The sequence below is a fragment of the Brevundimonas sp. genome (assembly GCF_032055285.1).
Classification (GTDB): Bacteria; Pseudomonadota; Alphaproteobacteria; order Caulobacterales; family Caulobacteraceae; genus Brevundimonas.
The window spans coordinates 95611-113548 of record NZ_DAMBRE010000003.1 but is presented as its reverse complement, the minus strand read 5'-3'; the positions used below and the strand labels follow the sequence as shown (position 1 = coordinate 113548).

Below are 17938 nucleotides of genomic sequence, written 5' to 3'. Positions count from 1 at the left end.
GGCGACCTCAGTCGTGGAGGGCGGCGCTTTCGCCTGGACGGCTGCCGTCGGCCAGCTTGCGCTGACCGGCGAACATCCGGCCCAGCATCCGGCGGCCCCATCCGGCGATGTCGTCGACGATGGTGAAGAAGGCCGGGATGTAGAGCAGGGACAGGAAGGTCGAGGAGATCAGACCGCCCAGGACGGCGATGGCCATGGGCGAGCGGAACTCGACGTCGGCGCCGACGCCCATGGCGATTGGCACCATGCCGGCGCCCATGGCGAAGGTCGTCATCAGGATGGGACGCGCCCGCTTGTGGGCGGCGTCCATGATGGCCTCGCGACGGGTCATGCCGCCCTCCTTCTCGGCGATGATGATGTAGTCGACCAGAAGGATGGAGTTCTTGGCTGCGATCCCCATCAGCATCAGCACCCCGATCAGGGCCGACATGGAGAAGCTCTTGCCGCCGATCACCAGGCCGATGAAGGCGCCGCCGATGGCCAGGGGCAGGGCCGCCATGATGGTGACGGGGTAGGCGAAGCTTTTGAACATCAGCGTCAGCACCGCGTACATCAGCAGGATGCCCGAGATGAAGGCGATGGCGAAGCCGGTGATCATCTCCTGGATGAACTCGGCGTCCCCGGCCGGCACCTGACGCACGCCGGTGGGCAGGTTCTTGACTGAGGGCAGGCGGTTGACGGCCTGGCCAGCGGCGCCCGTGGTCATGCCCTCCAGTTCGGCGCGGATCGAGGCGATGCGCGAGCGGTCCTGACGGCTGACGGTGGCGGGGCCGGCGCCGAACTCGATGTCGGCCACGGCGCTGAGCGGCACCGAGGCGCCCGAGGCGGTGGGGACGCGCAGGGTCTCCAGCACGTTCAGGTCCTCGCGGGCCTCCTCGGTCAGTTGCAGCCGGATCGGGATCTGGCGGTCGCCCAGGTTGTACTTGGGCAGATTCTGCTCGATGTCGCCGATGGTGGCGACGCGAACGGCCTGGGAGATGGACCCCGCCGACACGCCCAGCAGGGCGGCCTCGTCCGGGCGCGGCGTGACCAGGATTTCGGGGCGGGCGATGGCGGCGGTGTTGACCACATTGGCCAGACCCGGCACGCCGCGCATCTCCTCCTCGACCTTGCGGGCGGCGGCTTCCAGGGTCGCCGGATTATCGCCCAAGATGGAGAAGGTGTAGCTGGTGCCGTCGCCGGGGCCGCCGCCCTGCTGGGCGATGCCGGCCCGGATGCGGGCGCCGGGGATCTGCTTCAGCTCGTCGACCATGACGCGCTGGAAGGCCTGCTGGCTGAGGGCGCGTTCGCCCTTGGGCGTCATGTCGGCATAGACGTTGGCCTGACCCACGTCCTGACCGCCGATGGCGGCGTAGACGGAGGTGACCTCGGGCCGGGCGCGCAGCTTGGCGGTGACCTGCTGCACCACGGCGTCCGTCTGGCGCAGGGTCGATCCGGGCGGCAGTTCGACCTGGAAGGCGGCGCGAGCCTCGTCGCCCGGCGACATGAACTCGAACGACATCTTGGCCGCGACCGACAGGAAGACCGACCCGAACAGGAAGATCCCGCCCAGGATGAAGACCTTCCAGCGGTTGCCCAGGCACCAGTTGAGGCCCTTCAGGTAGCCCTTCATCCAGAAGGGATCCTTGTCCTCGTGGTGGGTGTGCTTGAGCAGGTAGGCGGCCATCAGCGGCGTCAGCATCCGCGCCACCACCAGCGAGAAGAAGACGCTGATGCAGGCGGCCAGGGCGAAGGCCTTGAAGAACTGGCCGATGATGCCCGGCATGAAGCCGACGGGGGCGAAGACGGCGATGATGGTGCCGGTCGTGGCCACGACCGCCAGACCGATCTCGTCGGCGGCCTCGAAGGCGGCGTCATAGGGCGGCTTGCCGTCGCGCATGTGGCGGACGATGTTTTCGATCTCCACGATGGCGTCGTCGACCAGGATGCCGATGGTCAGCGACAGGGCCAGCAGGGTCACCCCGTTCAGCGACTGGTCCATCGGCGCCAGAAGCGCGAAGGTGGGGATCAGCGACATGGGCATGGCCGTCGCCGCGATCAGGGTCGCGCGCCAGTCGCGCAGGAAGATGAAGACCACGATGACCGCCAGAACGGCGCCCAGGCCCAGGGCCTCCAGCGAGGCGAGATAGCTCTCCTCGATGTATTTCACGCTGGAGGTGACCTGTTCGATGGTCAGCTCGGGGTGGGCCTCGTCGATCTTCGCCACCTCGGCGCGGACCTTTTCGGCGACCTTGACCTCGCTGGCCTCGCGCGAGCGCAGGAAGTTGAAGGTCACGGCCTCTTGGCCGTTGTAGCGGGCCAGGCGGCGGGGCTCGCCCCACTTGTCGACCACGGCGCCGAGGTCGCCCAGGCGCACGCTCTTGCCGTCGCCCAGCGGCACCAGGGTCTCGCGCAGTTGCTCGACCGAACCGGCGGCGCCCAGGGTGCGGACGGCGCGCTCGGACCCGGCCACGGTGACGCGGCCGCCGGGCAGGTTGTTGTTGACGTTGGTCAGGGCCTGGCTGACCTGGGCGGCGGTGACGCCGTAGGAGGCCAGGCGCACGGGATCCAGTTCGACGCGGATCTCGCGGTCGACGCCGCCCGAGCGGTTGACCTCGCCGACGCCGCCCAGCGCCAGCAGGGCGCGGCTCATCTCGTTGTCGATGAACCAGCTGATCTGTTCCGGCGACATGGTCGGCGAGCGGACCACATAGGTGATCAGGGCGTCGCCGGTGATGTCGATGCGCTGGACCGTCGGCTCCTGCATGTCCTGGGGCAGGGAGCCGCGCACGCCGCTCATGGCGTTGCGCACGTCGTTGGTGGCGCGCTCCGTGTCGGTGCCCAGTTCGAACTCGATGGTGGTCGAGGACACGCCGTCGGTGACGTTGGAATAGATGTGGCGCACGCCCGACAGGCCGGCGATCGAGTCCTCGATCACCCGCGTGACCTGGACCTCCATCTCGGCCGGGGCCGCGCCCGGGCGGGCGGCGGTGACCGAGACCAGGGGGAAGTCGATGTCGGGGTTGTTGTTGATCCGCATCCCCATGAAGCCGGTCACGCCCGCGAGCGTCAGCAGCAGGAACAGCAGGATGATGGGGATGGGGTTCTTGATGGCCCAGGAGGAGATCTGGTTCATGGCCGGGCCTTACTTGCGGGCCGGAGCGGCGGCCGCGGGCGCGGCGGCTGCGGCGGGCGCCGCGGCGACCGTCACCTTGTCGCCTTCGTTCAGGAAGCCGGCGCCCTGGACCACGACGCGGACGCCGGGTTCGATCCCGCTGACCGAGGTCTGGTCGTCGCGCCGCGACAGGACCGTCACCGGGCGGAAGTGGGCGGCGCCTTGCGCGTCGAGAACAAAGACGCCCGACTTGTTGCTGCGGTAGAGGACGGCCCCGGTGGGCACCACGGTCGCGGGCTGGGCGCCGGCGTTGATCGAGGCGCGGGCGAACATGCCGGGCTTCAGGCCGCTGCCGGGCGACAGGGTGATGCGGGCCAGACCCAGGCGGGTCTGGGAGTCGACCTCGGGGGTGACGATGCGGATCGTGCCGCTGGTGGCCACGCCCTCGTTGGAGGTGACGGTGGCGGTCTGACCGGCGCGCAGGGCGGGCAGGTCGGTCTCGGGCACCTGGGCGTCCAGTTCCAGACGGCCGTCGCGGACCATGCGGAAGAGCTGGGTTCCCGCCTCGACGATCTGACCCTTGGTCACGCTGCGGCTGATGATCAGACCCGAAACAGGCGCCTTGATCTCGCTCTGGGCCAGGCGGGTGCGGGTTTCCGACAGCGAGGCCCGAGCCGAAGCCAGATTGGCCTGCGAGGCGCGCTGGTTGGCCAGGGCCGTGTCCAGGGAGGCCTGGCTGAGGAAGCCGCGAGACTTCAATTCCTGCGCGCGGCCGAGCGCGGCGTCGTCGCGGGCGGCGTTGGCTTCGGCGGTCTGCACGCCCGCCTGTTGCTGACGCAGCTGGGCCTGCAGCAGGGCGTCGTTCAGCTTGACCAGGACCTGACCCTGACGGACGTAGGAGCCTTCGTCGACATAGACGCCGACAGCGGTCAGACCGCCGGTCTCGGCGCCGACCGGCACTTCTTCCCAGGCCGAGACGCTGCCCGAGGCGATGATGGCGCGCGGCAGGGCGACCTCGGTCGCCGTGGCGACGCTGACCGTCTGGCGCGAGGCGCCCGCCTTTTCTCCGGTCTTCGACTTGTCGTCGCCGTGTCCGCCGCAGGCGGCGAGCGTCAGGGCTGCGGCGGCCGTCAGGAAGAGGGCCGGGGTGCGAGAGGTTTTCGCCACGTGCGAGGATCCTTGAGAGGGTCGGGGCAGGGCGCGAACCTTCTGTCCGACGCCGGAACGCAGTTATGGATTGGGCTCGTTCTTAGCGTTTCAGCGAGCCGTTCTCAAACCTCGCACGGCAGGATTACCGCGAAGTAATCCTGCCGTCGGTCGGGCTAGGGGCGGTCCCGCTCGGGCAGGGCGGCGACCTCGGCTTCGGACAGTTTCCTGACGACGCGGGCGAAGCAGGGCGTCGCCGGGGGCGTCCCGCCAGAGAACATGATCTGGGTCCGGTCGCCGGTGCACAGGCGATCCAGTCCATGCTGCGGCCAGAAGGCCATGCCCATGGCGTGGTCCATGTCGCGGCAGGCGCCTGAGACCTGAAGCTCGAACACGGCCTTGCCGATGCCGCGCACGAACACCGTCTGGTCCGACGAGCGAACGCGGAAGCTCTGGACGTCGTTCTGGAACAGACACTGGCGTGCTGCCGTGGAGGTCGAGGCCTCGGGGCTTGAGGCGGTCGGGGCGCAGCCGGCCAGGGCGACGAGGCCTGCCGTCGCGATCAGCAGGGAGGGGGTATGGCGGGGCATGGGGAGGCTCCTTGAAAGCTCTGCGGTTCCCTAACGCCGAAAAGATGAACCTTGGCTGTCTAAGCGCTCGAACCTTCGGCGGGTTGCCAGGCGCGCACCGGCTAGCGTCTCAGGGACGATCCTGATCAGGCAGGGCGGCGACCTCGGTCGGACTTAGGCGCTTGATGATCCGCGCGCGGCAGGACCCCGGCGCCGAAGAGGTCGAGATCATGGTCCAGTCGCCCGCGCAGAGACGTGTCGCCTGGTCGGCCACGGCCAACCTCATGGCGCTCGACAGATCGCGGCAGCCGTCCGCAGGCCGAAGCTCGAAGACGGCGTTGCCCGTGTCGCGCACAAGGACCGTCTTTGTCTTGGAAACGACGCGGAAGTCCTGGACGTCGTCCGGGAACAGGCATTGTCGATGTGACGGCGCGGCGGCGAGTGGTTGCGGGGCAGGGACGGGCGCGCACCCGGCCAGAGCGAGCAGGCCAATCGTGAGCCTAGGTGTCGTGCGAGACATCTGAGCCTCCGTGACAAGTGGTGGATCAGCGTAATGCAAGCACACGGCCCGCGCTACTTCGGTCGGCATCCCGGTCGTCCCGCGAAACGATTCGGCGATAGCCGTTGCTGGGCGACGCGAGGCAGCGGGGACGGGTGTTTCAGAATCTGCGCCGCTAGGTGTTCGCCCAGCAGGGGGGCGACGCAGAAGCCGCGCGAGCCCAAGCCGGTCAGGACATAGAGGCCAGGCGTGTCCAAGAGGCCGACGATCGGCAGGCGGTCCGGCGTCGTGGCGCGGACGGCCGTGCGGGAGCGAGAGGGAGCGGCGGCTTCGACCTGGGTCGCGAGGGTGGGCAGGGCGGCGTTCAAGGTCTCGAGATTACGCGCCGAGGCCTCCGACGCAGGTTTGACGTCCGTGAGCCCACGGTCATGGGTCGCGCCGAACAACAGGCCGTCGCCCGTCGGCGCGGCGTAGCCGCCCCAGGCGACAGGCGGCGTGCTTGGACCCTGGACCCAGTCGGCTTGGCCCGCGACAGGCATGAGGGGCAGGCTGGGGACGAGGGCGGCCGATCCCCAGCTGGCGGCCAGGACCACGGCGTCGACCTCGATGAGGAGCGTCCTGTCGGCGTCGAGCAATCGCCACGCGCCGTCTTTAGGCTGCAGGGCCGAGACGCGGTTCGCCAAGCGTTCGGCGCCGGTCAACCAGGGCTCCAGCACCGCCGAGGGGCGCAGCGCCAAGGCTCCCTGCATGAGTAGGCCGCCGGTCTGGACGGGAGCATTCAGATGGCCCGACGCGGCGTCCCGGTCGAGCCGGGTCATGGCGCCGCCGGGCCACAGATCCTGGGCGGCGATCCTGTCGAAGCGCGCCGCGTCGCGCGGCGCCTGTTCCAGTTGCAGCACGCCTTCAGCGATCACAGCGTCCGGCAGGGCGCGATAGAGGCTTCCGGCGCGTTCCAACGCCTGGGCGTGGAAGCCGGCGATCACGGCGTCGCCTGCGTCCAGCCGCGGCGTGACCAGGGCGGCGGGGAAACCTGATCCGCCCGCGCCGGGGCGCTCGGCCTCGATGACGGTGACGCGCGCGCCGCCGGCGATCAGGGCGCGGGCGACCGAGGCCCCGGCGATCCCGGCCCCGACGACGGCGACGTGGGGTTGCGGCTGCGGCGCGGAGCAAGGCGAAGGAAGGCGGGCCTCAAGCCGTTCGCGCTTGCGGCCGTGACCGGGCTTCTTCTCGACGACGAAGCCCTGGTCGGCCAGGCCGCGTCGCACGGCGCCCGCCACGGTGAAGGTGGCGACCCGCGCGCCGGGGGCGGAGCGAGCACCGATCAGGGCCATGATCTCGGGGGACCACATGCCGGGGTTCAGGGCGGGCGAGAAGCCGTCGAGGAACCAGGCGTCGGCGGGGCCGGACCACTGCTCCAGCGCCCACTGGGCGTCGCCGACGGCCAGGTCGATGGTCGCGTTCCACTGCGGCAGGTCCAGGCGGTGGAAGCCGGGCGTTCCGGCGGGCCAGACCGCGAGCAGGGCGGCGGCGGTGTCCGTCAGTTCCGGCCAGGCGGACAGGGCGCGGGCGGCCTCCTGGCGGCTCAGGGGAAAGCCTTCGATGGAAAATACGTGCAGACGGCCGTCAGCCGGCCGGGCGCGGCGCCACAGGTCCAGCAGGGCGATGATGTTCAGCCCGGTGCCGAAGCCCAGTTCGGCGACGGTGAAGGCGGCGCGTCCCGCCCAGGCGTCCGGCAGACCGCAGCCTTCGAGGAAGACCGCGCGGGTCTCGGCCAGGCCGTCGTCCTTGGAGAAGTAGACGTCGCCGAATCGACCGGAGCGGGGCGAGCCGTCTTCAGCCCAGACCAGTTGGGGCGAGGCGGGGGACGGTTCGCGCGGGTCGTCGATCATGGCGGGGCTTTAGCCGCCCGCGCCTCGGCTGGATAGCGGGCACGAAAAAAGGGGCCGTCCGAAGACGACCCCTTTCCGCATCGCGACCCGGAGGCCGCGATCCAAGACGTAAGTCTTAGTGAGCGGCGGCCGGAGCAGCAGCAGCCGGAGCAGCGGCGGCCGGAGCAGCAGCGGCGTCGGCAGCAGCCGGAGCAGCAGCGGCGGCAGCGTCGGTGGCGGCGCCAGCAGCGGCAGCAGCGTCGGTGGCGGCGGCGTCGGCGGTGGCGGCGGCGTCCGTGGCGGTCGCAGCGGCGTCGGTGGCGTCGGCAGCGGCGTCTTCAGCCTTGTCGGTGGCGGCGGGTTGGCAAGCGGCCAGGGCCAGAGCAGCGGCCGAAGCGGCGATCAGAGCGGTGATGCGCATAGTTGTTATCCTTCAGAAGGTAAAAGCGAGATCATGAACCCTCGCTGAGAGGGAGATAACGGGATCGTGAGGGAATCCGCAAGCGAAATTCTCACGGGTTCGTGAAGTCTCGTTATTCCCAAACAGAAAGGCCGCCCCGACATTCCGTCGGAGCGGCCTTTTGACGATCTTTGGGGGATCGATTTTTTAGTGAGCGGCCTTCTCGGCGGGCGGCGGCGGAGTCGCGGCCGCGGCGGCCGTGTCGGCGGCCGTCTGCGCGGCGTCGCCGGCCGAGGCTGCGGCGTCGGTGGCGGCGCCCGCTGCGGCCGTGGCGGCGTCAGCGGCGGTGGCCGCCGCGTCCGTGGCGGTGTCGGCGGCCGCGTCGGCGACGGCGGCGGCTTCTTCGGTCTTGGGCGCCGGTTGTTGGCAGGCGGCCAGCGACAGGGCGCTGAGGCCCGCGGCGACGATCATCAGGCGACGGATGGTCATGTGACTATAGCCCCTTTGACTTCGAGTTTCGGCGGGACAATCCCGCCAATGAAAGGCGTAACGCGAGATCACCGGGTTCGACAAGCCCGTTCGAGCGGGGCCTAGGTCGGGGGAAGGGGGCGACCGGGCGGGTCCATGGGATCAGTCGGCGGCCGATCCTCAGGCAGGGTCGGCGGCGTCGGTGCAGGTGGAGAGGGCGTCGGGGCTGCGGACTCGCCGGGCGGCGGGGCGGCTGTATCCGGCGAGGCGGCGGGGGCGATCGCGTCGCCCGGCGTCGCCGTCGATTCGGGCGCGGGGGTCATCGGGGGTGGGGCGGCCGTGTCCTTGCAGGCCGCCAGGGTCAGCAGGGCGCAGGCGCCGAAAAACAGGGGGTGGAGGGCTTTCATGCGGGTCTCCGCGGGGATGCACGCGAACGTGACCCCTGGAGAACCGACGTGAGCCGTTCGTGTTCCCTGACGGGCGGATCGAGGACCGATCAGGCGTCCGTGGGGGCGGCGGCCAGGGCTTCTTCCATCTCGGAGAAGGAGGGCTGGGCCGTCGAAGGAATGTCGCCGCGACCGATCTCGACCGAGATCTGGGCGGCGTTGCCGTGCAGGTGAGCGACCAGCACCGACTGGATGATCTTGTAGTAGGCGCCTTCCTCTTCGATGATGGCGTTGAGGCGCGCGGCGAAGGGGCCGACCAGGCCATAGGCCAGGAAGACGCCGAGGAAGGTGCCGACCAGAGCGCCGCCGATCATGCCGCCCAGGACTTCCGGCGGCTCGGTGATCGAGCCCATGGTCTTCACGATGCCCAGAACGGCGGCGACGATGCCGAGCGCCGGCAGGCCGTCGGCCAGGTTCTGCAGGGCGTGAGCCGAGGCCAGGGCTTCGTGGTGGTGCTTCTCCAGCTGTTTTTCCATGGCGTCCTCGATCTGATGCGGATCTTCGAGGTTCATGGTCATCATCCGCAGGGTGTCGCAGATGAAGTCGGTGGCGAAGTGATCCTTCAGCACCTTGGGGTACTTCTGGAAGATGGTGCTCTCGGCCGGCTTTTCGATGTGGCTTTCCAGGGCGATGACGCCCTTGGACTTCATCGTCTTGGTCAGTTGGAACAGGAGGGACAGCAGGTCCTTGTAGTCCTGCTTCTTCCACTTGGGTCCGGCGAAGGTCTTGCCCAGGCCGCCCAGCGAGGCCTTGATCACCGGCAGGCTGTTGGAGATCAGGAAGGCGGCGACGCCCGCGCCGCCGATGGCCATGAACTCGTGCGGCAGGGCGTGCATGATGACGCCGAACTTGCCGCCCGCCAGGACGTAGCTGCCGAACACCATGGCGAACAGCAAGACAATGCCGATAATCTGGAACATGGGGCGGTCGGACGTCCTGCGGGAGAAAACTCAGGACGCCCGTTATCGGCGTTAATGCTTAAGGGCGAGTTTCACGAATCCCGGTTCGGGACGCAAACTCAGAGCCGCGTGGCGCCGCTCAGGATCGCCTCATAGGCCTTGGCGGTCAGCTTCTGGTAGCCGGCCTTGCCGCCGCGGACATAGACGGCGCCCTCGACCTTCTCCATATCGAAGCCGTCGGCGACCAGATCGACCTTGCGGTATTTGAAGGTGCCGGTGGTCTCGGCCGACTTCATCAGGCGCAGGAAGACGGGACGGGCGTAGGGCGGCAGTTGCTCGTCGGCGTAGGCGGCGAAGGCGGCGGGATCGAACTTGCCCTCCAAAACCAGGGCCGCCATGCCCGCCTTGCCTTCCTGGCCAGGGACGGAAACGCCATAGGCGATGACCTCCTGAACGCCAGGGGCGTCATGCAGGCGCTGCTCGACCTCGGCGGTCGAGACGTTCTCGCCCTTCCAGCGATAGGTGTCGCCCAGGCGGTCCATGAAGTAGAAATAGCCGTCGCGGTCCTGACGCATCAGGTCGCCGGTGCGGAACCAGCGGTCGCCCTTCTTGAAGACGTCGGTGAGGATCTTCTTCTCCGAGGCCTTCTTGTCGGCGTAGCCCGAGAAGTCGTGACGGATGTCCGAGGCGATCTGGCCGATGGCCTCGCCGGTCTCGCCGATCGAGACCAGCTGGCACAGGCCGTCCGAACGGCGCAGGGGCTCGCCCGTTTCCGGGTCCAGGGCGATCAGGCGGATGTTGATCTGCGACTTCAGATAGCTGGGCACGCGGCCGATGGCGCCGGCCTTGCCGTCGAAGTTGAACAGGGAGACGTTGCCCTCGGTGGAGCCGTAGAACTCCATGATGTCCTTGATGCCGAAGCGCTTCTGGAACTCGGTCCAGACGTCGGGGCGCAGGCCGTTGCCGAAGGCCAGGCGCAGCTTGTGAGCGCGCTCGTCCTCGTTGGGCGGGCAGTTGACCAGATAGCGGCACAGCTCGCCGATATAGACGAACATGGTGGCGCCGGACGTCTTCACATCGGGCCAGAAATGGGTCGAGGAGAAGCGGCGGCGAATGATCATCCGTCCGCCGTTCAGCAGGATCGAGCCGACCCCGACCAGGCCCCCGGTCGAGTGATAGAGGGGCAGGCAGTTGTAGAGGGCGTCCTTGGTCGTCGAGGCCGTGGCCCCGGCGAAGGCGCGCATATAGGTGCGAGCGCGCGAATGGGGGATGCGCGCGGCCTTGGGCAGGCCGGTCGTGCCCGAGGTGAAGATGAACAGGGCCGTGTCGCGGTTGGTCAGACCGCTGCGCAGGCTCTTGTCGGGGCGCACCGAGGAGGCGCTGCGCACGGCGTTGTCGATGTCGCGGCGGTCATTGCTTTCGTCCTCGTCGGCCAGGCCGTGGACCCAGCTCATCAGGTTGCGATCGACGAAGGGGCGGGCTTCCTCCACCGCGCGCCAGCAGTCCTGGTCCGTCACCACGTTGAAGGCGTTGGAGATGGTCAGGCAGTGGGCCAGGGCCTGGCCCGTCAGATTGGTGTTGATCAGGGCCGTGGCCACGCCGACCTTGGAGAAGCCGAACCAGGCGGCCAGGTATTCGACCCGGTTGTGCATCACCAGGGCGATGACGTCCGAGCGCTTGAGGTTCCGCGCCTTGGCCCAGTGGGCGTAGCGGTTGGCCAGGGCGTCCAGCTCACGATAGGTCAGGCGGCGGTTCTCGTCTTCCACCGCGACATTGTCGGGGAACTTGTCGACCGCTTCCTCGATGTCGTCACAGACCAGGACGTCGCTGTCGAGGGTGATGGGCTTGATGCGCTTCAGGAGACGGTACAGCCCGCCCGCGAACTTCATATCGCGCCGGATGTTCGCTGCCAGACCCATGGTTGCGCCGCCTCTTCCCGAATTATGCCTTTCAAGGGTGATGGACGGGCGACGGCGGCGGGTCAACAGGTCGCAAGCGCGCATCGCCACAATGTTTGACGAATGCGATGCTTGGGCCTCGTTTTCGATGACGTTGCGTAAGGTTGGTTTGCGACGTTACGTCAACCTCCGTGGCGATCTGTCGAAAGAAGGCTGAAGGAAATGACAATCCTATGACTTGATCATGCTTTCGCCTGAACTGTGGCGGGGGTGGTGTTTCTTCGGGGTGGCGGTGATATTGGCGGAACCTTGCTCTTTTGGATCGGGTTGTCTGGCTCTGGATCAAAGGAGAAGGCAATATGTCCGTGACCTATACTGATCAGGTTAGCCGCGCCGCCGCTGGCGTCGACCACGAGGCCTATGTCCCGGTCTACGCCCGCAACGGCGCTCGCAAGTCGAACAAGCCGGTGAAGACCTGGATGATCCTGGCGCCTCTGGGCGTTCTGGTGCTCGGCGGTGCGGCCGCCGCCATGCTGATGCAGCCCGCTGAGCCGGCGGCGCTGGCGACCGTGGAGGTCGCGCCTTCCGCCGTCACGCCCGAGGTTTCACCGCTGACGGCGGCGACCATTCCCATGCAGACGCCGGCCGAACTGACGACGGCGACGCCCATTCCGCCGGCGGGCGCCGCGCCGGTCGAACGTCGCATGATCCCGGCCCCGGCCAGGGCGTCGGCGCCTCTAGCCAGGGCTGAACGCGCCGCGCCTGCGCCGGTTGAACCGGCGGTCGAACCGGTCGCGCCGATCGTGTCGCCAGGACCGCAGCCCTATCTGTCGGGCGCGCCGCAAATCCCCGCCGCGACGCCGTCGGCTCCGGCGCCCGCTACGCCCGCAGCGCCGCCCGCACCCATTGTGATCACGCCGCCGAACTGATTGGGACGGTGCAGTCTGAGAGGCCCGGTTCACGCCGGGCCTTTTCATTCAGGGATCAGGGGCGGGCCGGCGTCACGCGCCAGATGACATTGCCCACGTCGTCGGCGACCAGAAGCGCGCCGGAGCGGACGCCCAGCACCCCGACCGGACGACCCATGGCCTCGCCCTTCTCATTGCGGAAGCCGGTCAGGACGTCCTGCGGCGGACCTGCGGGCTTGCCGCCGCTGAAGGGGATGAAGATGACCTTGTAGCCGGCGGGCGGATTGCGGTTCCACGAGCCGTGCTGGCCCACGATGGCCCCGTTACGCCACCGGGGCATCAGGGCGCCGATGTAGAAGGTCAGACCCAGCGACGCGGTGTGGGAGCCCAGGGCGTAGTCGGGCTTGATGGCCTTGGCGACCATGTCGGGGCGGGGCGGCTGGACCCTCGCATCGACGGTCTGGCCGTAATAGCTCCACGGCCAGCCGTAGAAGCCGCCGGGCGTGACCGAGGTCATGTAGTCGGGGACCAGGTCGTCGCCGATCTCGTCGCGTTCATTGACCGAGACCCACAGGCGGCCGTCCTCGGGGTTCCAGGCCATGCCGACCGGATTGCGCAGGCCCGAGGCGAAGACGCGCCGGGCGCCGGTGGCCGGATCGATCTCCAGCACGGCGGCGCGGTCGACCTCTTCGTTCAGACCGTTCTCGCCGACGTTGGAGTTGGAGCCGACCCCGACATAGAGCTTCGAGCCGTCCCTCGAAGCCACCAGGCTCTTGGTCCAGTGGTGGTTTCGCCCGGCGGGCAGGTCCGCGACCTTGACCGGCGTCGCCGTGATCTGCGTCTGGCCGGTTTGATAGGGGACGACGACCAGGGCGTCGGCGTTGGCGACGAACAGGCGCTCGCCGATCAGGGCCATGCCGAAGGGCGACATCAGGCCGGACAGGAAGACGCTTCTGGTCTCGGCCACGCCGTCGCCGTCGGCGTCGCGCAGCAGGGTTATGCGATTGGCGCTGGGCGCGCGGGCGCCGGCCTTGCCCATGATGCGGCGCTCGAACCAGCCGCGTATGCCGCCTCCATTCCCCTCCGGCTTGGGCGGAGCATTGGTCTCAGCCACCAGGACGTCGCCGTTGGGCAGTTCATAGAGCCAGCGCGGATGGTCCAGCCCGATGGCGAAGGCGTTCACCGCCAGGCCTTGCGCCGCGACTGGCGTGCGGCCCTCGGGCCAGCCGACGGCGGGGGCGATCTTGACGGTCGGGACGCGCTGGACGCGCGCCTGCGGCAGTTGCGGGTCGGCGCCGAAGCCCACGCTTTCAGGCAGGACGCTCTCTGTCTCGCAGGCGGAGAGGGCCAGGATCAAGGGCAGGGCGGCCACAGCGATGAGATGGCGTGCGGACATGAAGCGGGCCTTGCGTTCGACGATCAGAAAAGAAGGGGCGAATCGCTTCTTCTATAACCCGGTTGTCGTGCGAATGATCCGTGTCGGAGCGGGGGCCTTGAGCCTGTCTCGCCCTCTGCCTATCTGCGATCCCACGCCGGGGAGGGCCCATGCCGCCAGTCATCACCATTCAGGGTCTGACCAAGACCTATAAATCCGGCCATCAGGCGCTGAAACGCGTCGATCTGGAGGTCGAGAAGGGCGAGATCTTCGCCCTTCTGGGGCCGAACGGGGCCGGCAAGACGACGATGATCTCGATCATCTGCGGCATCGTCACGCCCTCGACCGGGACCGTGATCGCCGGCGGCCATGACATCCAAAAGGACTATCGCGCCGCCCGCACCAAGATCGGCCTGGTGCCGCAGGAATTGACGACCGACGCCTTCGAGACCGTGCTGGCCACCGTCACCTTCAGCCGGGGCCTGTTCGGCAAGGCGCCGAACCCGGCCCTGATCGAGCGCATCCTTCGCGACCTCAGTCTGTGGGACAAGAAGGACGCCAAGATCATGACCCTGTCCGGCGGGATGAAGCGCCGCGTCATGATCGCCAAGGCCCTGAGCCACGAGCCCGACATCCTGTTCCTGGACGAGCCCACGGCGGGCGTGGACGTGGAACTGCGCCGCGACATGTGGGGTCTGGTGCGCCAGCTGCGCGATCAGGGCGTCACCATCATCCTGACCACCCACTACATCGAGGAGGCCGAGGAGATGGCCGACCGGGTCGGTGTCATCCTCAAGGGCGAGCTGATCCTGGTCGAGAAGACCGCGGCCCTGATGCGCAAGCTGGGCAAGAAGACCCTGACCCTGAACCTGCAGGAGCCGATGGCGACGATCCCGCCGGAACTGGCCGAATGGGACCTGAGCCTGAAGAACGAGGGCGGGGAGCTGGAGTACGCCTTCGACGCCCACGCCGAGAAGACCGGGGTGCCGTCGCTGCTGCGCCGCCTGTCCGATCTGGGCGTCGCCTTCAAGGACCTGAACACCCGCCAGAGCTCGCTGGAAGACATCTTCGTCAGCCTGGTTCACCGCGACAGCAACAGTGGCGGGGAGGCCGCGTGATGAGCTTCAACGGACATGGCGTCTGGGCCATCTATCGTTTCGAGATGGCGCGGGCCCTGCGCACCCTGTGGCAGTCGATCGTCACACCGGTGATCACCACGGCCCTCTATTTCGTCGTCTTCGGCGGAGCCATCGGCAGCCGGATGCAGGAGGTCGGGGGCGTGCCCTATGGCGCCTTCATCGTGCCGGGCCTGATCATGCTGAGCCTGTTCACCCAGTCGATCTTCAACGCCAGCTTCGGCATCTATTTCCCGAAATTCACCGGCACCATCTACGAGATCCTGTCGGCGCCCGTGTCGCCGCTGGAGATCGTCATCGCCTATGTCGGAGCGGCGGCGACCAAGTCGGCGGTGCTGGGGTTGATCATCCTGGCGACGGCGGCCCTGTTCGTGCCGTTGCAGATCTTGCACCCCTTCTAGATGCTGGCCTTCCTGATCCTGATCTCGACCACCTTCAGCCTGTTCGGCTTCATCATCGGCGTCTGGTCGCAGAGCTTCGAGCAACTGCAGATGATCCCCATGCTGATCGTCACGCCGCTGACCTTCCTGGGCGGGGCCTTCTATTCGATCGACATGCTGCCCGAGGCCTGGCGCACGGTGACCCTGTTCAACCCGGTGGTCTATCTGATCTCGGGCTTCCGCTGGGCCTTCTACGGCGTCGGCGACGTCAGCGTGGGATTGAGCCTGACGGCCACCCTGGGCTTCTTCTTCGCCTGTCTGGCGGTGGTGGGGTGGATCTTCAAGACGGGCTATCGGTTGAAGAATTGAGGACGCGCGCGACTGTCACGAAACCGCCGAACTCGCTCAGCAGTTTGATGGTCTGCCGACCCCCTTCGTGATGCGCGCCGCCCGGCGCCGGAGCCCGAATGTCCGACGCCGACGACAAGCCCGTTCCCTTCGCCCGCCGTCAGGTGCAGTGGGGCCGCCCGCCCCAGACGACCTTCATGGCCGGGCCTTTGCCGCGCGGTACGGGACTGACGCCGCCCATGCCGCAAGCGCCGAAGCCTGCGCCCCGTCCGGCGGCTCCGGCGGCGACCGCGCCGCGTCCGGCTCCTTCGCAAGGTTCGAGCGGGGTCTTCGGCGGCTCCCTGGTGCCGCAGCGTCGCGCGCCGCCGCCCGCCGCCGGACCGACCCTGCTCACGGCGCCGATGCCGACCGCGCCGACGCCCCCGCGTCCCGTCGCCCCGGCAGCGCCCGTCGACGCTACGCCCCGGCCCTTGCCGGAGGCTCCGGTCGCGCCCCGCGCCCCGACGCCGCACGCCGCGCCCAAGCCTGCTCCTGAGCCCACGCCCGCGCCTCGGGGCGTCGCCTCTGCGCCTGTGATCGAGGCCCCCCTGGCGGCGACGTCCAAGGCCCGAGCCCGCAGCCGCTCGCCCTTCTACATCGCCGCCGCCGCCGTGGTCGTGATCGGGGCGCCGGTGGCCACCTGGCTCATCACGCGCTCGAACAGCGAACCGGCTCCTGTCGCGCCCCCCTCGGCGCCTGCCGCTTCGTCGGTTCCGGCTGAGACACCTCTCGCAGCGGCGATCGCGGCGCCCGTCGCGCTGGAGACCGTCGCCGCTGAGGCCGCCACGCCGCCCGCCGTCGCGCGGAACAGGCCTGCGCCGCGCCGGGCCGCCGCCTCGCCGGAAGCCCTGGCCGCCAACTCGGCCCCTCCGGCCGACGTCGAGACGTCAGCTCCCCCGCCGCCCGTGGTGGTGATCGCTCCAGCGCCCGAGCCTGAGCCGGTTCAGCCCCCAGGCCCCCCGCCGACGGCGGCGCGTCCGCCGCAGACCGATCCCGACGCCCCGGTGGTCACCAAGCCGCAGCCGCTGGATTAGGGCGGGGGCGTCTGCTCGGCCAGGGGCGGCACGCGGGTCGCCTTGCGAACGGCGTCGGTGAGCAGGTCGCGGTCGAGGGCGCTCTGGATCGTCGGCTGGCCCGACAACGCCATGTACTGGGTGCCGTAGATCTGTGGTCGGTCTGTGGCCAGCAGGTAGCGATCCAGGCTGGCGGCGGCCAGCCAGGCGCCGTCCTGTTCCCCCAGGTTCAGGGCGGCGGTCGCCAGGGCGTGGGCCAGCAGGAAGTCTTCGGGCCGGTCGCCATGCTGGAAGATGAAGCCAGCACGCCAGTAGTCCTTGCCGGAACGCACCTCGTCCCGGTCCAGCATGGCCCGGACCTGCGCCCGGCGCTCGGCGTCGGCCAGACTCATCCTCAAGCCCTCCTTCAGATCAGGGATGCCGCCCTTGCGCGCCTTCTGGTCGGCATTGAACAGGGCGGTCAGCTTCCGGTTGTCGGCCACGGGTGCGGGCGCGTCGTCAGGGCGAGTCGAGGGACCGCAGGCCGTGAGCAGGAGCAGGGCGGCGAGCAGGGGAGCCAGGTGTTTCATGCCCCTGGATAAGGGGAACGGCAACGCTTGGCGCAAGTCTGGGTATCGTTGTTCTGTGATCTAGGCGAGGGCCGGTCGTGCGGTTGGACAGGCCCTTCTAGTCCAGGCGGTAGCGGATACGGCTGATGACGAGACGGCCAGGCTCGACGCCCGGTCCGAGGCGCAGGCGCGAGGAAGGCAGGGCGTCCAGCGTCGCTTGACCGAATCCGACGCGAGGCGGGGTCTCCATCTCGATGCGGCAGTCTCGAACTCGACCGGCCTCGGCCACAATGCAACTGAACAGGACGTCCCCGGCTCCGGCCGACATGGCGCTGTTGGGGTACTGCGGTGTCGCGTGCCTTTGCCAGATGTCGGGAAAGACGCCGGGACGTTCATAGGGCGGATCGATCTCGATCAGATCGTCACGCGGATCGTCCAGCCGGGCCTCGCAGGCGGCGAGGACCTGATCGAGGCCGTCAGCGTCAGATGGGAGAGGCAGGTCGTATCGACGCGCCGGGGCGGTTTCGCTGCTGGCTGGCAATCGAACGGAAGCCGTGCCGCCCTTTCTCAAGATGCGGGCGACATGGACGGGGCGACTGGCGAAGATCATGGGCTGATCGGGAAGGTTGAGCCAGGTCTGTCTCTGATGCTTCTCGCCTTGCACCGCCCATTCGAGCCGACGGGTTTGCGGGCCGGATTCGGTCGGCAGGCCGGTCATCATGACGTCCAGGCGCTTATTGCGGCATCGGACGACAAAGGACTGGCCGCTCTCATAGCTGGCGCTGGCGATCAGGGCGCCGCTCGCCTCCGTCACGGTCCAGCCGTCCTCGACCTGGGCGGCCGCCGGAGCGACGGCGAGCAGGGCGAATAGAAGGGCTGCCGGGGCGATCATGTCGCCGATAGG

16 protein-coding genes and 1 pseudogene are annotated in these 17938 nt (G+C 68.7%); 4 read left to right on the top strand and 13 right to left on the bottom strand.

Translation table 11 applies throughout. The features are described 5' to 3' along the window. Positions 1-7: 7 nt before the first annotated feature. The 10 genes from RTY13_RS08690 to RTY13_RS08645 all read right to left on the bottom strand — a co-directional run bounded on the left by RTY13_RS08690 (position 8) and on the right by RTY13_RS08645 (position 11308). Complete coding sequence (locus tag RTY13_RS08690; RefSeq protein WP_312782707.1) at positions 8-3115, bottom strand: efflux RND transporter permease subunit; 3108 nt, start codon at positions 3113-3115, stop codon at positions 8-10. 9 nt (positions 3116-3124) lie between these two features. Continuing rightward, on the bottom strand, positions 3125-4261 hold the full coding sequence (locus tag RTY13_RS08685) for an efflux RND transporter periplasmic adaptor subunit (protein WP_312782706.1): 1137 nt from the start codon (positions 4259-4261) through the stop codon (positions 3125-3127). A gap of 155 nt (positions 4262-4416) precedes the next feature. Then, positions 4417-4830 (bottom strand): DUF6491 family protein, encoded by a 414-nt coding sequence (locus tag RTY13_RS08680; protein WP_312782705.1) that lies wholly within the window; start codon positions 4828-4830, stop codon positions 4417-4419. A gap of 109 nt (positions 4831-4939) precedes the next feature. Further along, entirely contained in the window at positions 4940-5329 is a 390-nt protein-coding gene (locus tag RTY13_RS08675) for a DUF6491 family protein (RefSeq protein WP_312782704.1), read from the bottom strand. Positions 5330-5382: 53 nt separating this feature from the next. Next, positions 5383-7197 (bottom strand): FAD-dependent 5-carboxymethylaminomethyl-2-thiouridine(34) oxidoreductase MnmC, encoded by a 1815-nt coding sequence (gene mnmC, locus RTY13_RS08670; RefSeq protein ID WP_312782703.1) that lies wholly within the window; start codon positions 7195-7197, stop codon positions 5383-5385. A gap of 115 nt (positions 7198-7312) precedes the next feature. Next, positions 7313-7597 (bottom strand): hypothetical protein, encoded by a 285-nt coding sequence (locus RTY13_RS08665; RefSeq protein ID WP_312782702.1) that lies wholly within the window; start codon positions 7595-7597, stop codon positions 7313-7315. A 186-nt stretch (positions 7598-7783) separates the two neighbouring features. Beyond that, on the bottom strand, positions 7784-8065 hold the full coding sequence (locus RTY13_RS08660; protein WP_312782700.1) for a hypothetical protein: 282 nt from the start codon (positions 8063-8065) through the stop codon (positions 7784-7786). Positions 8066-8166: 101 nt separating this feature from the next. Continuing rightward, on the bottom strand, positions 8167-8451 hold the full coding sequence (locus RTY13_RS08655) for a hypothetical protein (protein ID WP_312782698.1): 285 nt from the start codon (positions 8449-8451) through the stop codon (positions 8167-8169). An 89-nt stretch (positions 8452-8540) separates the two neighbouring features. Further along, the gene (motA, locus tag RTY13_RS08650) at positions 8541-9410 is read right to left on the bottom strand and encodes a flagellar motor stator protein MotA (protein WP_312782697.1); all 870 of its coding nucleotides are present in this window, start codon (positions 9408-9410) and stop codon (positions 8541-8543) included. A gap of 98 nt (positions 9411-9508) precedes the next feature. Beyond that, the gene (locus RTY13_RS08645) at positions 9509-11308 is read right to left on the bottom strand and encodes a long-chain-acyl-CoA synthetase (protein ID WP_312782696.1); all 1800 of its coding nucleotides are present in this window, start codon (positions 11306-11308) and stop codon (positions 9509-9511) included. A gap of 338 nt (positions 11309-11646) precedes the next feature. On the opposite strand from RTY13_RS08645, the gene RTY13_RS08640 reads away from it, so the two are divergent. Further along, on the top strand, positions 11647-12216 hold the full coding sequence (locus RTY13_RS08640; protein ID WP_312782695.1) for a hypothetical protein: 570 nt from the start codon (positions 11647-11649) through the stop codon (positions 12214-12216). Between the two features lie 55 nt (positions 12217-12271). On the opposite strand, the gene RTY13_RS08635 is transcribed toward RTY13_RS08640, so the two are convergent. Beyond that, the gene (locus RTY13_RS08635; RefSeq protein WP_312782694.1) at positions 12272-13591 is read right to left on the bottom strand and encodes a sorbosone dehydrogenase family protein; all 1320 of its coding nucleotides are present in this window, start codon (positions 13589-13591) and stop codon (positions 12272-12274) included. Positions 13592-13740: 149 nt separating this feature from the next. On the opposite strand from RTY13_RS08635, the gene RTY13_RS08630 reads away from it, so the two are divergent. The 3 genes and pseudogenes from RTY13_RS08630 to RTY13_RS08620 all read left to right on the top strand — a co-directional run bounded on the left by RTY13_RS08630 (position 13741) and on the right by RTY13_RS08620 (position 16507). After that, on the top strand, positions 13741-14688 hold the full coding sequence (locus tag RTY13_RS08630) for an ABC transporter ATP-binding protein (RefSeq protein WP_312782693.1): 948 nt from the start codon (positions 13741-13743) through the stop codon (positions 14686-14688). Continuing rightward, positions 14688-15455, top strand: a pseudogene (locus RTY13_RS08625) (ABC transporter permease). Before RTY13_RS08630 ends, RTY13_RS08625 begins: the two are co-directional and overlap by 1 nt. A 98-nt stretch (positions 15456-15553) precedes the next feature. Continuing rightward, complete coding sequence (locus RTY13_RS08620) at positions 15554-16507, top strand: hypothetical protein (protein WP_312782691.1); 954 nt, start codon at positions 15554-15556, stop codon at positions 16505-16507. Here RTY13_RS08620 and RTY13_RS08615 read toward each other — a convergent pair. Next, positions 16504-17055 carry a hypothetical protein gene (locus tag RTY13_RS08615; protein ID WP_312782689.1) on the bottom strand — a complete coding sequence of 184 codons (552 nt, stop codon included), beginning with the start codon at positions 17053-17055 and terminating at the stop codon, positions 16504-16506. The genes RTY13_RS08620 and RTY13_RS08615 overlap by 4 nt on opposite strands. Positions 17056-17152: 97 nt before the next feature. After that, positions 17153-17926, bottom strand: coding sequence for a hypothetical protein (locus tag RTY13_RS08610; RefSeq protein ID WP_312782687.1), 774 nt, complete (start codon positions 17924-17926; stop codon positions 17153-17155). Positions 17927-17938 lie beyond the last annotated feature (12 nt).

Coding starts and splice junctions, on each gene's coding strand:
- RTY13_RS08690 (WP_312782707.1), bottom strand. CDS start 3,115: ATGAACCAGATCTCCTCCTGGGCCATCAAGAACCCCATCCCCATCATC.
- RTY13_RS08680 (WP_312782705.1), bottom strand. CDS start 4,830: ATGCCCCGCCATACCCCCTCCCTGCTGATCGCGACGGCAGGCCTCGTC.
- RTY13_RS08675 (WP_312782704.1), bottom strand. CDS start 5,329: ATGTCTCGCACGACACCTAGGCTCACGATTGGCCTGCTCGCTCTGGCC.
- mnmC (WP_312782703.1), bottom strand. CDS start 7,197: ATGATCGACGACCCGCGCGAACCGTCCCCCGCCTCGCCCCAACTGGTC.
- RTY13_RS08665 (WP_312782702.1), bottom strand. CDS start 7,597: ATGCGCATCACCGCTCTGATCGCCGCTTCGGCCGCTGCTCTGGCCCTG.
- RTY13_RS08660 (WP_312782700.1), bottom strand. CDS start 8,065: ATGACCATCCGTCGCCTGATGATCGTCGCCGCGGGCCTCAGCGCCCTG.
- RTY13_RS08655 (WP_312782698.1), bottom strand. CDS start 8,451: ATGAAAGCCCTCCACCCCCTGTTTTTCGGCGCCTGCGCCCTGCTGACC.
- motA (WP_312782697.1), bottom strand. CDS start 9,410: ATGTTCCAGATTATCGGCATTGTCTTGCTGTTCGCCATGGTGTTCGGC.
- RTY13_RS08645 (WP_312782696.1), bottom strand. CDS start 11,308: ATGGGTCTGGCAGCGAACATCCGGCGCGATATGAAGTTCGCGGGCGGG.
- RTY13_RS08640 (WP_312782695.1), top strand. CDS start 11,647: ATGTCCGTGACCTATACTGATCAGGTTAGCCGCGCCGCCGCTGGCGTC.
- RTY13_RS08635 (WP_312782694.1), bottom strand. CDS start 13,591: ATGTCCGCACGCCATCTCATCGCTGTGGCCGCCCTGCCCTTGATCCTG.
- RTY13_RS08630 (WP_312782693.1), top strand. CDS start 13,741: ATGCCGCCAGTCATCACCATTCAGGGTCTGACCAAGACCTATAAATCC.
- RTY13_RS08620 (WP_312782691.1), top strand. CDS start 15,554: ATGTCCGACGCCGACGACAAGCCCGTTCCCTTCGCCCGCCGTCAGGTG.
- RTY13_RS08615 (WP_312782689.1), bottom strand. CDS start 17,055: ATGAAACACCTGGCTCCCCTGCTCGCCGCCCTGCTCCTGCTCACGGCC.
- RTY13_RS08610 (WP_312782687.1), bottom strand. CDS start 17,926: ATGATCGCCCCGGCAGCCCTTCTATTCGCCCTGCTCGCCGTCGCTCCG.